The 13573-nt window shown below is 63.8% G+C and carries 10 protein-coding genes, 1 tRNA gene and 1 pseudogene; 9 read left to right on the top strand and 3 right to left on the bottom strand.

Translation table 11 applies throughout. The features are described from left to right. The first annotated feature begins 3 nt into the window (after positions 1–3). From RMP10_RS17590 to dapF, 9 genes are all read left to right on the top strand, one after another. On the top strand, positions 4–1701 hold the full coding sequence (locus RMP10_RS17590) for a hypothetical protein (protein ID WP_310571456.1): 1698 nt from the start codon (positions 4–6) through the stop codon (positions 1699–1701). A gap of 425 nt (positions 1702–2126) precedes the next feature. Beyond that, complete coding sequence (lptB, locus tag RMP10_RS23445; protein ID WP_345785823.1) at positions 2127–2906, top strand: LPS export ABC transporter ATP-binding protein; 780 nt, start codon at positions 2127–2129, stop codon at positions 2904–2906. After that, positions 2903–4390 (top strand): RNA polymerase factor sigma-54, encoded by a 1488-nt coding sequence (gene rpoN, locus RMP10_RS17580; protein WP_309669778.1) that lies wholly within the window; start codon positions 2903–2905, stop codon positions 4388–4390. The genes lptB and rpoN overlap by 4 nt, the downstream gene beginning before the upstream one ends. A 39-nt stretch (positions 4391–4429) precedes the next feature. Beyond that, complete coding sequence (locus tag RMP10_RS17575) at positions 4430–5473, top strand: glycosyltransferase family 2 protein (protein WP_310571455.1); 1044 nt, start codon at positions 4430–4432, stop codon at positions 5471–5473. A 14-nt stretch (positions 5474–5487) separates the two neighbouring features. Next, a complete protein-coding gene (locus RMP10_RS17570; protein ID WP_310571454.1) occupies positions 5488–6705 on the top strand; it encodes a glycosyltransferase in 1218 nt (405 codons plus the stop codon). Further along, positions 6702–7697, top strand: coding sequence for a lysylphosphatidylglycerol synthase domain-containing protein (locus RMP10_RS17565; RefSeq protein WP_310571453.1), 996 nt, complete (start codon positions 6702–6704; stop codon positions 7695–7697). Before RMP10_RS17570 ends, RMP10_RS17565 begins: the two co-directional genes overlap by 4 nt. After that, positions 7684–10104, top strand: coding sequence for a hypothetical protein (locus RMP10_RS17560; protein ID WP_310571452.1), 2421 nt, complete (start codon positions 7684–7686; stop codon positions 10102–10104). Before RMP10_RS17565 ends, RMP10_RS17560 begins: the two co-directional genes overlap by 14 nt. Positions 10105–10123: 19 nt before the next feature. Further along, a complete protein-coding gene (locus RMP10_RS17555; RefSeq protein WP_345785822.1) occupies positions 10124–10876 on the top strand; it encodes a polyprenol monophosphomannose synthase in 753 nt (250 codons plus the stop codon). 41 nt (positions 10877–10917) lie between these two features. Then, positions 10918–11715 (top strand): diaminopimelate epimerase, encoded by a 798-nt coding sequence (gene dapF, locus RMP10_RS17550; RefSeq protein WP_310571450.1) that lies wholly within the window; start codon positions 10918–10920, stop codon positions 11713–11715. Positions 11716–12182: 467 nt separating this feature from the next. On the opposite strand, the gene RMP10_RS17545 is transcribed toward dapF, so the two are convergent. The 3 genes and pseudogenes from RMP10_RS17545 to RMP10_RS17535 all read right to left on the bottom strand — a co-directional run. Then, the gene (locus tag RMP10_RS17545; protein ID WP_310571449.1) at positions 12183–12848 is read right to left on the bottom strand and encodes a tetratricopeptide repeat protein; all 666 of its coding nucleotides are present in this window, start codon (positions 12846–12848) and stop codon (positions 12183–12185) included. Between the two features lie 113 nt (positions 12849–12961). Beyond that, a tRNA-Arg gene (locus RMP10_RS17540) sits at positions 12962–13035 on the bottom strand. Positions 13036–13164: 129 nt separating this feature from the next. Beyond that, positions 13165–13443 (bottom strand): annotated as a pseudogene (locus RMP10_RS17535) (IS3 family transposase); the annotation flags it as partial. Between the last annotated feature and the right edge of the window lie 130 nt (positions 13444–13573).

Raw genomic sequence — 13573 nt, 5'->3', positions numbered from 1 at the left:
CGCGTGATACTTCGCCGCTCTCGCATTCGCGCCATCACCGTGCTCGGCACGGTCTCGCTGCTGGCGATTTTCGCTGGTTGCCGCGGGGCGCGTCGTGGGGCGACGTCGGTCACGCCCGTTACCATGGGCGTGGTGTCGGACAGCGCGGTCCGGGTCGGTGCGCGTGCCGATTCGGTGCGTGCCGATTCTGTGCGTGCCGACTCACTCGCGCTACTGGCGATGGCGGCGGGAAAGGACAGTGCAGCGAAGCGCGATAGCGCCGTGCTGGTGAAAGCTCGTGAAGACAGCGTGGTCGCGGCCAAGAAGCGTCCCTCGAAGAAGTCGACGGCGTCTGCCACGACGCGAAACTGTGTGTTGGATTTCGCCGACAGTCCTCCGGAAACCCGACTGCTGTACACGCGCCTTCCCGATAGCACGGCGAACACCTTCATCGGCGGTGGCTTCGTCGGCCGTTGTCAGGGCGAGAACAATCGGATCAGCGCGGACAGCGCCGAGCAGTTCGAGTCGGCCGGCATCGTCAACATGTACGGCAACGTCGTGTACGAGGAACCGAATAAGCTGCGGGTGACGGCTGCGCATGCCACGTACTTCACGCGGGAAGGACGGCTGTTTGCCGACGGCGGCGTGGTGGCCACACAGCTGGCGTCCGGCAGCACATTCAGCGGACCGAACATCGAGTACTACCGGGTCATGCCGGGACGTCCGGTCGCCAAGCTGGTCGCACCGAACCGGCCCACCGCGCAACTCATCGAGAAGGACAGCAGTGGCAAGGCGGGGCAGCCCACGATCGTGACGGCGGATCGGTTCGAAGATGTCGGCGACACGCTCGTGCTGGGCTGGGGCGATGTGATCATCACGCGCGAGAAGATCATCGGGCGTTCGGATTCTCTGGCCTACAACAAGATCACTCAGCTGGCGCGGCTGGTGCGCGCGGCGCGTATTCGCAGCATCGACACGTCGCAGGCGTTCACGTTGAATGGGGATACCATCGACCTGTTCACCACCGACAAGAAGCTCGATCGCGTGTTCGCGCTGCACAGCGCGACCGCCACCAATAAGGATCTGGTGATCAACGCCGAACGCATCGATCTGCGCCTGAAGGAGCAAAAGATTGATGAAGCCTATGCCTTCGGCAAAGGTCGCGCTCGCGCCAAGACGCCGCAGCAGGATGTCGAAGCCGACTCGATGCGTATCGTGCTGGCCGACCAGCGGCCGCGGGAAGTCCGCGCGATCGGAGGAGCCGTGGCACGAGGCGTTGCGGATACGCTCAAGATCAAGTCGACCGATCGTGACATGCTGCGTGGCGACAGCCTCTTTGCGTACTTCGACACCGCGCAGGTGGCCGCCGACACGAGTAAGCAGACGCGAATTAAGGAGATCCGCGCCTTCGGGAACGCCAGTTCGCTCTTTCAGATCGCCTCGAAAAAGGGACCCACGGCACCGCCGGCGCTGAACTATGTGCGCGGTCAGCGCATCTTCGTGCAGTTCGATACGGGCTCGGTGCGGGATGTTCGAGTAGATTCCTCAGCGTCGGGGCTGTATCTCGAACCGGCTCCGGACAGTCTTGCCGACAGTACCGTGCGGAAGCCGCCCGCCAAGAAGCCTCCCGTTGCCCCCCTTGCCCCGCTGCCGGAGCCTCCGGCTCCGATGTTTGCTCCGATGTCCGCCACCGTCGTCACCATCTCTCGCCGACCGTCATGACCGATTCCGCTTCGCCCACGCCGACGTCGCTCGAGGAGACCCTCGCGTTGGTCGATCGCGTCGTGCACGGCGACCGGTCGATGGCATCGGCCCTTGGCGCGGTCATCGAGGCGGCCGACGCGCACGGCTCGGCGGCTCTTCACGCCATCGCCGGCCGATACATCGAGCAGCACGCCGACGGTCCGCGGCTTCCGATGGACGAGGTCCGTGCGCATCTGGCGACGGCGGTCTTGCCACGGCTGGCGGCCGGTGGGGTGCTGGAGGTTCCGGCGCATGGCCTGGCGTCGCCGGAGTCCACGGTTCAGGTGTCGCCAACACTTTGGACGGCACTGCGGGCGCATCGCGCCGAGCTTGCGCGTCAGCTGAAGGCGACCGGCGAGTTTCCACGGGTTGGCCGCACGCCCACACCCGCCGTGAGCCTGCCCGTGACCGGCGACTCGGTGCTCAGCGCTGAAGGATTGATAAAGGCGTATCGCGGCCGTCGCGTCGTGAACGACGTGGCCTTGAACGTCGCGCAAGGCGAAATCGTCGGCCTGCTGGGACCTAACGGTGCCGGAAAAACGACCACGTTCTACATGCTGGTCGGTCTCATCGAACCGCAGTCGGGACGCATCACACTCGATGGGCAGGACATTACTGGCATGCCGATGTATCAGCGTGCCCGCCAGGGCATCGGGTACCTCTCGCAGGAGCCTTCCATCTTCCGGAAGCTCACCGTCGAGCAAAATATTCTGGCGATCCTCGAAACGCTGCCGCTCTCTGCGGCCGAGCGGAAGGAGCGCCTAGAAACGCTGCTCGACGAACTCAGTATCAAGCACCTCCGCAGCAGCCGGGCCTTCCAGCTCTCCGGTGGCGAGCGCCGTCGACTCGAAATCACACGGGCATTGGTGACGCAGCCCAAGTTCATGATGCTCGACGAACCGTTCGCGGGCGTCGATCCGATCGCGGTGCACGACATCCAAACCATCGTGGCGGGACTGCGCCTTCGGGGCATCGGCGTGCTCATCAGTGACCACAATGTTGAGCAGACGCTGGACATCGTGGACCGCGCGTACATCATGTTCGATGGGCAGGTGAAAGTCTCTGGCACCGTTCGTGAACTGGTGTTCGATGATACGGTTGCTGAGAAATACCTGGGGCCGACGCTTACCGCGCGACTCCGCGCACGCTTCGCTGAAGCTGATGAAGAGGTGGTGACGTCATGAGGCCAGGTCTCCAACAGAGCACCGGACTCCGGCAGGAGCTCAAAGTCAATCCGCGCCTGTATCAGGCGATGGATTTGCTGTACATGCCCCTGCTCGACTTGCAGCAGCACCTCAAGCAGGAGCTCCTCACGAATCCGTTTCTCGATCTCGTGGAGCCTGAGGACGAAGACGACGAATCCGCCGATGCGGACGAAGTGCCGGAGGCACAGGATCTGGCCGAACCGGAAACGGCCATCGAGTCTGAGCCGGAGAAGACCGGTGACGACGATGTCGATTGGGAAGCGGTGTTGCTTGACGGCTTCGAGACGGGCGGGCAGCGGGAAGAGCACGAACAGCGGGAATGGTACGAGCCGGTCACCGTCGACACGAAGCATCTGTCGGATCATCTCACCGAACAGCTGTCGTTGATCGAGATGTCGCCGCGCGAGGCGATCCTCGCCGATGAGTTCGTCGGCAATATTTCCGACGATGGATATCTCGCCTGTCCGCTCGAGGTCATCCAGCGCGGGGTGAACGAGTGGCTTGCGGCCGAAGCGGAAGAGCGCGACGCGGAAGTCGCGCCATTCAGCGACGCCGAGATGCAGGCGATGCTCGCGATCATTCAAGAGCTCGATCCGCCCGGCGTCGGCGCACGCGATCTGCGCGAATGCCTGCTGCTGCAGTTACGCGCGGCCGGCCATCGGGACTCCATGGCGTATCGGCTCGTCGAGGAATCATTCGAAGAGCTGATCTCGCACCGGTGGAGCGAGCTGTCGAAGCGGTTCAGCATCAGCGCGCAGGAAGTGCAGAGCGCCGCCGATGAAATCGCCAAGCTCGATCCGAAGCCCGGTCTGCGCTACAGCGCCGGCGGTGACAACTACATCATCCCCGATCTCGTCGTCGACAAGATCGACCAGGCGTATCATATCTTTCTGAACGACGGGAACCTGCCTCGGCTCAAGCTCTCGCGTGCGTATCAGGAGATCGCCCGCGACAAGAAGAAGTTCGACACCGAGAGCAAGGACTTCATCGCCAGCAAGCTGAACTCGGCCAACTGGATGATTCAGGCCATCGAGCAGCGTCGCCAGACGATGCTCAAGGTCATGCACTACATCGTCGATCGGCAGCGCGACTTCTTCGAGCGTGGTGTGCAGGCGCTTCGTCCGCTCACCCTGCGTGAAGTGGCCGAAGCGGTGGGAATGCATGAATCCACTGTCAGTCGCGTGACCAACGAGAAGTTCGTGCAAACGCCGCGCGGTGTCCTGCCGCTCAAGTTCTTCTTCTCCTCCGGGCTCGCCACCAGCGATGGTGACGACGTGTCGGCGCGCGGCATCAAGGATCAGATTCAGAAGCTGGTTTCGGGCGAAGACACCAAGAATCCGCTCACGGATCAGGCCATCGTCGAGATCCTGCAGCAAACCGGTGTACAGATCGCGCGTCGTACGGTCGCCAAGTACCGTGACCAACTCGGCGTGCTGCCCGCCCGTATGCGCAAGCGCGTGTGACCCGCGCGCGCGACTGAACGCGATCACCTCGCTCTCCGAATGGCCGTCTCCGCTCGTCCGCTCCGGCGCGTGTCCCGTGCGACGTCAACTCCTGTCGTCGACGTCAGCGTCCTCGTGCCTGCGAAGGACGAGGCAGGCAACCTCGCGCTCTTTCTCGAGCTCTGTGAGGCGACCTTCCGGAATGAGTCCGCCCGCTACGAGGTCGTCGTCGTCGACGATGGATCGACCGACGGAAGCTGGGCGCTGCTGCAGGAGCTTCGTACGCCATACCCGTTTTTGCGGCCGGTGCGCCACCGCGCGCAGCGCGGCATCGCCGAAGCCCTGCGCACCGGGTATCTCCAGTCGCACGGGCGCGTGCTGGTGTTCTATCCCGCCGACCTGCAATTCAAGCCTGAGGATATTCCGCGGCTGGTGAACCCGATTCTGGCGGGTGAGTCGGACATGGTCACGGGATACAAGCAAGGCAAATACGAGAAGGCGTTCGTGTCGGGCATCTACAACAAGCTCAGTCGCACGCTCTTTCATGTGCCGGTGCGCGATCTGAACAACGTGAAGGCGTATCGTCGCGAAATCATGGCAGCGCTGCCGATGCGTCCTGATTTCCATCGGTACATGATCGTGATGGCGGCGGCGCAAGGCTTCACGGTGACCGAAGTCCCGGTGCCGCTCTATGCGCGTCATTCGGGCCGGTCGAAGTTCGGGTTGTCTCGCATCCCGATCGGGGTGCTCGACATGGTCGCCGTCTGGTTCGAACTCAAGTTTGGCCAGAAGCCGTTGCTCGCGTTCGGCATGATCGGGGTGGCGCTGTTCGCCCTCGGCGTGCTGTCCGGACTGGGCGCGCTCGTGTGGCTGGCGATGACCGGACAGGGGCAGCGTTGGGTGTGGACGGTGATCCAGACCTGCCTCATGCTCGGCTCGATCTTCTTTGCCACCGGGTTGCTCGGTGAGCAGATCGCGCAACAGCGCTCCGAGGTGCGGGAGTTGCGGCGCGAACTCGACGAGTTGGCCAGTGCGCAGCAGGACGAGGATGCCGACGACGTCGCGCCCAGCGTGACCTCCGGCGTCGATCGCGACCGCCGCTGACGGCCGGCGCCTCGGTGCCTCGCGCCGCGCGCGTGCTGTTTGTCACACACAATGTGCCGCGCTTCGACGGCGATGCGGCCGGTTCGTTCGTGCTGAGGCTCGCGGTCGCGCTGCAGACGGCCGGTGCCACGGTCCACATCATTGCGCCTGGCGCGGCCGGTCTTGCCGACGAGGCGACGCTCGAAGGCGTGCGCATCCAGCATGTACGCTACGCCAGCGATGCGCAGATGACGCTCGCGTATGCCGGTAACATGGCCGAGCAGGTCATGGGATCGTGGACCGGAAAGGTGTCGCTGCTGCGGATGCTGCGCGCGTTACGTCGGGCGGTGCGAGCGCAGCTCGATGCAGCGGCGCGCGCCGGGGCGCCCTACGACATTGTGCATGCCCACTGGTGGTTCCCGTCGGCACTCGCACTCTGGCGCGCGCGGCGCGCAGGTGATCCGCCACTGATGATCACGATGCACGGATCCGATGTGCGTCTGGCCCAGCGCACCGCGCCGGCGCACCCCATCATGCGTGCCGTGCTTGGCGAAGCCGCGATGTGTACGGCCGTCTCAGGGTGGCTCGCCGACACCGCGCGTCGCATCGTGCCCGACGCGACCATCGTCGTGTCACCGATGCCGATCAATGCGCGACACTTCGCGCCGCCCGCCGACACCTCGGCCGCCCGACGTGGAATTCTCTTCGTGGGCCGGCTGAACGCGCAGAAGGGCCTCGCGGACTTGCTCGACGCCATGGTGTCGCCAGCGATGTGCGCGTACGACGCACAGCGCGATGGCGGACCGACGACGCTCGACGTGGTCGGCGACGGGCCGGACGCCGATGCGTTGAAGGCGCGTGCCGCAGCACGTGGTCTCGAAGACCGCGTACGATGGCACGGCGCACTGACACAGCCGGCACTGGTGCCGCTGTATCAAGGCGCGTGTGCACTGGCCATACCGTCGCGTGAAGAAGGACTTGGCTTAGTGGCAGTCGAAGCGCAGCTGTGCGGCACGCCCGTTGTGGCCTACGCGGACGGTGGGCTGATCGACGTGGTGCGTCCCGACCACGGTGGAACGCTGGTCACCGTGGGCGATACGCAGGCGTTGGGCGAAGCTCTTGCCCGCTTGTTGGCCGATGGGACGACGGCGGCGGCTCTCGGCATGACCGCACGGGATGAAATGCTCGTGCGGTTTTCTCCGGCGACTGTGGCCGATCGCTACCTCACGCACTACCGGCAGGCCGCGCGATGACGCCAACGTCCTCGTGGCCTGCGGGCGGCGCGCTGCGCCACCCCGCGCTCAAGGTGCTGGTACTGCTGCTCACGGGTGTCTTTATCGCGTGGGCGCTCCACGGACAGTGGGCGGAGATGCGGGCATCGGCGCGTGACCTCCGGGTGGAGTGGCGCTGGATCGCGGCTGCCAGCGCCACCGTGCTTGCGGTCTACGCTCTGCTGATTCAGAGCTGGCGCGTCTTGCTGCGGGGATGGGGTGGTGATTTGCCATATCCCGCGGCCGTGCGCATCTGGACCATCGCCAATCTCGGTCGTTGGATTCCCGGAAAAGTGTGGTCGGTCGGCGCCCTAAGCGTTCTGGCGGCCCGCGAAGGCGTCTCGGGAACGGCGGCCGCCGGTGCGGCCGTACTCGGGACGCTATTGAACATCGGCGCGGGGTTCGGCATTGGCGTGATCATGGGTGCTGAAGGACTCGACACGGTGTATCCCGGTTTCCGCACCGGTGCGATGGTCGCGACTGCGGTGTTTCTTGCCGGCGTGCTGGCGTTGCCGCGGCTGCTGCCGCCGGTGCTCGGTTGGTTCGCGGCCAAACGAGGCGTGCCGATGGCCAGCAAGCAGTTGTCGGCAAGCACGCTCTGGGCTGCGGCGGCGATGAACGCTGCGTCGTGGTTGGGGTATGGGTTGGCGTTTGCATTGTTCTCTCGCGGCGTCACTCCGCGAATCAGTAGCGATCCGGCCCTCTTCATCGCAGTTTTCACCGCTTCGTACCTTATCGGGTATCTCGTCCTGTTCTCTCCAGGGGGACTGGGGTTCCGAGAGGCGGCGCTGACCGTTTTTCTGGTGGGTGTCGGCGCCGCAGGGCAGGGGGACGCGGTCATCCTCGGCGTCACATCACGGGTCTGGCTCACCGTGCTTGAAGTGCTGCCGGGGCTCGTCAGCCTGCTCTTCCTCCCCGCCTCGCAGCGCGCGGCTCTCCAGCACCCTTCCAGTCTTCTCGATGGCCCGCACTGACGCGACGAATGTAGCGCCCCCGGCACCTCGCTTCCCGCTCGCTTGGGCGGCACTCGTCTGCCTTATCGCGACAATGCTGCTGGCGTGGCCGGCGCTCGGTGGCGCGTTTCTCGTCAATCCGAATTCGGATCAGTACATCGCGGGCTACTCCTTCCGTGAGTTCGCGGCCCGCGCGCTTCGCGATGGTCAGGGATTCCCGCAGTGGAATCCGTATCAGTTCGGCGGCATGCCGTATATCGCGGCCATGCACGGCGACATCTTCTACCCGACTTTCCTGCTGCGGTTGGTGCTGCCGACCGACATCGCGATGACGTGGGGCTTTGTGCTCCACATGCTGCTGGCCGGCGTCTTCACGTTTGGGTTCCTTCGGGCAGCCGGTGTTCGGTTTCAGAGCGCCCTTGTGGGCGGCGTCGCCTATCTGCTCAGTGGCGCGGTCGCGTCATACGCGTCGCCCGGACACGATGGAAAGCTGTTCGTCAGTGCGCTGTTGCCGGCCGCCCTCTGGGCGCTGGTCCGCGGCATGCGCGACGGGCGACGCGATGCCTGGGGGCTGCTCGCGTTGATCGTCGGGCTGGCGGTGCTCTCTCCACATCCCCAGTTACTGCAGTACATGCTGCTCACCTGCGGGGGCTACGCCCTGTTCTTGGCGCTGCGACCGTGGAGTCTCCCGACGGAGTTTGCAGCGCCGGTGCGGGACGCGCGGCCCCTCCCGCGATTGGCCTTGGCGCTCGGGGCTGTCGTGCTCGGCGCGGTGATCGGCGCAGTGCAGTATCTCCCGGTGCAGCAATACGTGCCGTGGTCTCCCCGCGCCGGCGGCAAGGGTTACGACTACGCGACCAGCTTTTCGTTTCCGCTCGAGGAAACGATCAACATGTATCTACCGCAGTTCTCGGGCATTCTCGAGCACTACTGGGGACGCAACGGCATCCACTTTCACAGCGAGTACATCGGTGCGTCGGTGCTGGTGCTTGCCCTTTTTGCGTTCGGCGGCGGGCTCGCGAACCGACATCGGTCGCACGCCTGGTTCTGGCTTGCCACGCTGATCGTCTCGCTCCTCTGGGCGTGGGGCGGCAGCACACCGTTCTATCAGCTGGTCTATGCGGTCGTCCCGGGCACCAAGTTCTTCCGTGCACCAAGCACGATTCTCTATGTGACGGCCTTGGCGTGCGCGGTATTGGCAGCATTCGGCGCTGAGCGGGTGCTCGCGGGCAAGGCGACCATCCGATACGCGATCGGCTGGGGCAGCGTCGCGCTGCTTACCGGTGTCCTCGCCACCACGGGAGGCTTCACGAACTTCGCGATGTCGCTCCTCGGCGATGCGCGCGGCGACCTCATTGAAGCCAATTCGGCGGCGGTTGTCGCCGGCGCCTGGCGATCGGCCGTCGCCGTTATGGCGCTGCTCGGGCTGATGCTCGCGGTGGCGCGAGGCGCCCTCAAGGCACCCCTCGCCGGCTGGCTGCTTGCCGCCTTGGTCGCGCTCGACTTGTGGAGTGTCGAGCGGGACTACTGGACATTTTCGGCCCGCGCCGAGGAGCTCTACGCGGAGGACGACATCATCCGGTTCCTCAAGTCACAAACGGAGCCGGCTCGTGTCATCGCCATTCCGCTTGGCGACAACATGGCATCGCACGATCCGTTCGTGCTCGGCGACGCGCTCATGTCCCACGGCATCCGTGGAGTCCTCGGCTATCACGGCAACGAGATCGGTCGCTACCAGGAACTCTACGGCAAGAGCGAGGGTTTCCAGTCGATCGCGAACCCGAATTTCTGGTCGCTCACCAACGCGCGATTCTTTTATACCAATACGCCGGGGCTGCCGTTTCAGGGAGCGAAGTTGGCCGCCGGCCCTGTGCGCAACGCCGCCGGGACGATGACCTATCTGTACGAGCTTCCCGGTGATCACCCGGCGGCATGGGTGACGCCGCTGATCGTGAAGCTCGACGATCCGACCACCAAGGCGACCGTGCTCAACCCGTTGTTCGATGTGAAGCGCGTCGCGATCTTTGATTCAACCTCGACCATTCAGGCCAGACCGGTGAACTCGCCGTTGCCTGAGCCGGTGCCGTTCGGCGTCGAGATCACGAAGTATCAAGCCGGGGCGATCGACATCACCTTAGGCGGACCAGCGCCAGCCGGCAGCGCCTTGGTGGTCTCCGAAAATTTCTATCCAGGGTGGACGGCAATGGTGGACGGCAAGCCTGCCACGATTGCCCGGGCCGACTATACACTTATTGGCGTCGAGCTGCCCACGGGCGCGAAGTCCGTGCAGCTCCGCTTCGACAGTGCACCATATCACACGGGGAAGTTGTTGACATTGCTGGCACTTGGCGCGGCGTTGCTCTGGTGGATTATCGGGTTCGCGCTTGACCGAAAGGCCGTCGTATCGGCCAACGTTCTCTCGGCCTGAGGCGACACTCGTGTCCCGAATTGCTACTCCGGCGCGTGGTTCACTCGCGCTTGGCGAACGCGCCCTCGTGATCGTCCCGACGTATAACGAGAGCGAGAATGTCACCCGCATCGTTCCGCTGATCCTTGCCCAGGATACGCGACTCGACGTCTTGGTCGTTGACGACAACTCGCCCGATGGCACGGGTCAGCTCGCCGATCAACTGGCGGCGGCCGACCCGCGTGTGCACGTGCTGCATCGGGCAGGGAAGGAAGGTCTGGGCCGCGCGTATTTGGCCGGGTTCACGTGGGCACTCGAACGCGACTACGCGTTCATCTTCGAGATGGACGCTGACTTTTCCCACGACCCCGGCCATTTGCCTGAGTTTCTGGCGGCGATCCGTGACACGGACTTGGTGCTCGGCTCCCGCTATCGCGACGGCAAGGTGACGGTCGTCAATTGGCCGATGACGCGCCTGATGTTGTCGTACGGCGCGAACATCTATGCCCGCGCGGTGACTGGGCTTCGCCTGGGCGACGCGACAGGTGGCTTCAAGTGCTTCCGCCGCGAAGTGCTGATGGCCATCCCACTCGACCAAGTCCGTTCGAATGGGTACGCGTTTCAGATCGAGATGAGCTTCAGGGCGTGGAAGCGCGGTTTCCGCATTGCTGAGATTCCGATCGTGTTCCACGATCGTACCGAAGGCGAGTCGAAGATGTCCAAGCGAATCGTTCGGGAGGCCATATGGATGGTGTGGCGCTTACGCTGGTGGGCCATTACGGGGAACGCGTGACGACGCCTTCGTCGACGCTACGAGGTATACCGTTCGCGAAGATGACGGGATCCGGCAACGATTTCGTGTTCTTTGACGGCCGTGATGTGTCGCTCGAACGTGTGACATCACCTGAGATGATCCAGTCTATCTGCAATAGGAACAATGGTATCGGCGCGGACGGAATTGTCGTGCTCGAGCCGGCGCATCCAGATGCGGACGTGCGGATTCATTACTTCAACAGTGACGGAACCCCAGCCGATCTCTGCGGCAACGCGACGCTCTGTTCTACGGCCATGTCCGCGATGCTGGGTCTTGCGGCGGACTCGGGGATGACGCTCACCACGCCGGCCGGCCTCATTGCCAGCCGTCTTGACGAGGGCTTGCCCGAGATCGACCTCCAGCCGGTCAGCGCGGTCCGACCGACCATGCCGATCGACCTGGTCGAGGGCGAAGTGCGCATCGGCTTCGCCGTCGCCGGAATTCCGCACCTCGTGATTCTGTGCGCGGACGCCGATCGGGTGGATGTGGAAGGGCGCGGGCCGATGTTGCGGCGACACGCCGCGTCTGGGCCCGCTGGGGCCAATGTGAATTGGGTATCGCCGTTAGCCGGCGGCCACTGGCGGTACCGAACGTTCGAACGGGGCGTCGAAGGCGAAACCTTGGCCTGTGGCACGGGCGCCGTCGCGACGGCCGTGTTGCTGGCGGTCTGGGGCCTTGCGACGGCCTCGACCATCACGATTCGCACCAGCTCCGGTCGCGACCTTGAGGTGCGTCTGGCGGCCACGGAGTCGGGGTTTGGGCCGACGCTTCGTGGCGAAGGCCGCGTAGTCTTCCGCGGCGTGATCGAGTCGATCTGACGGGCCGTCGCGCTACGGCGCGGCGAGCGAAGGAGCGGTCCGGCGCGTTGCGCGGACTCATGCGGCCCAGATCACACAATCCATGTGGGAAGGTGGACAGCTTTACGGTTCGTGAGCTGTCGCTAAGCATCGCGAGATGCAGGGATCGCCTAAACGACGGCAGCGCAGAGTGTTGCGGCGTTCATCCACAGCGCGATGAACAAATCCCCAAATTGTTTCCCACAGTTATCCACCAACAATGGTTTACATAACATGTATTATACGCATATAAGCTGAGTTCAATTACCCACAGTATGACCCTATGCGGTCGTGTTGTGGACGCATTAGTGTCGTGTTTACCTCTACGACCCTGCCGACAAACAGAACGGCGGCCCGGAGCTTCTCCGGACCGCCGCAAACTGCAAGCTCACAAATCGTTGGCTCTAATGTGCATCCACATCGAGCCGATTCGCTTGATCGCCAGTCGATTAGTTCTTGCCCGCGCCGGCCAACTCGCCAAGGCGCACATTAGCTTCCTGCGCCGCCGGACTGTCAGACTTGGCGAGCTCTTCCCAGATCTTGCGGGCTTCCGCGTTCTTGCCGGCGGCCATCAGGCTGCGCGCTTCGGACGCCTTGTAATTGTTCTTGTCGTTCTCGAACTTCGCCGCCGCCGAGGCCTTGCCGTAGTGCGTGGCCGCATCGGCCAACTTGCCCTGAAGTTCGTAGCCGACCGCAATCATCGATTCCATCGACGCCTTGAAATCCGCGCTAGCACCGCCAGCCGATTTCTCGAGTGATGCGATCCCCTCGGCATACTTCTTCTGCTCGAACAGCGTCTGCGCCAGAAGGAGCGCGGCTTGCTGGCCGGACGCCGTGCCCGAATAGCTTTTGGCCACCTTGTCGAGCGCCTTGGTGGCCTCGTCCAGCTTGCCCTGCGCCATTGGAGCCTGCGCAGCGTACAGCGCAGTGGACGCCTTCGCGTTCTGGCCCGTCGAATAGCTGCGGTAGCCGAAGATCGCGAGCGCAGCAACGGCGATACCGCCGGCCGCCATGCCGATCGGACGGCTGTTCGACTGGAACCAATCGCCAAGCTTCTCCATCGGATCGTCGGAGAGGCTCGAGGAGGACGACGCGGAACGGGACGACTGGGCCATGCGGAAGACCAGCGATGGGGGCGAAGAACGAAGCGGACGGAGGTAGCCTTACAACATAGTGCCGCTCGCCCCCGGAGTGTATGGGGGGCGCGCGTATTGACATCGATCGAGGATGTCCCCGGCAGGGATCGAACCTGCGGCCTGAAGTTTAGGAAACTTCCGCTCTATCCAACTGAGCTACGGGGACGACACGTAACCTCTTTTTCTGTATGAGGTTACTGAGCTGAGGATTTACCGCTTACAGAAAACTTTTGCGCTGTGTCTAAACCTGTGCCATAAGGATGTTTGAGCTGTCCCGGGTTCCGTGGACACGCTGCTAAGCTACTGCCTGCTCAAACTCGATGGGGCTGATGTATCCCAGCGTCGAATGCCTCCGGATCGGATTGTAAAAACGCTCGATAAAGTCAAACACGTCCGCGCGCGCAGCGTCGCGCGTCGCATACGCCTTTCTCGCGGTCCGCTCCGTTTTGAGCGACGAGAAGAAACTCTCCATGACGGCGTTGTCCCACACGTTACCGGACCGACTCATGCTGCAGGTAATGCCCAGCGCGTCGAGCGCCCGCTGAAACTGCTCGCTCGTATACTGGGCGGATTCAATCGGTCGTCGCAACACCGGGTTGTGCGACAGATTTTAGATGGTCGTTCAGCGCCTCTGCCGGCGTCTTCCATCCTAACGTTTTGCGCGGCCTATTGTTGAAAGCCAGTGCGACGGCTTGCAGCTCTTG

The sequence above is a fragment of the Gemmatimonas sp. genome, assembly GCF_031426495.1.
Lineage (GTDB): Bacteria > Gemmatimonadota > Gemmatimonadetes > Gemmatimonadales > Gemmatimonadaceae > Gemmatimonas.
The sequence above is the reverse complement of the archived record's forward strand: the minus strand, read 5'-3'. Positions and strand labels throughout refer to the sequence as shown.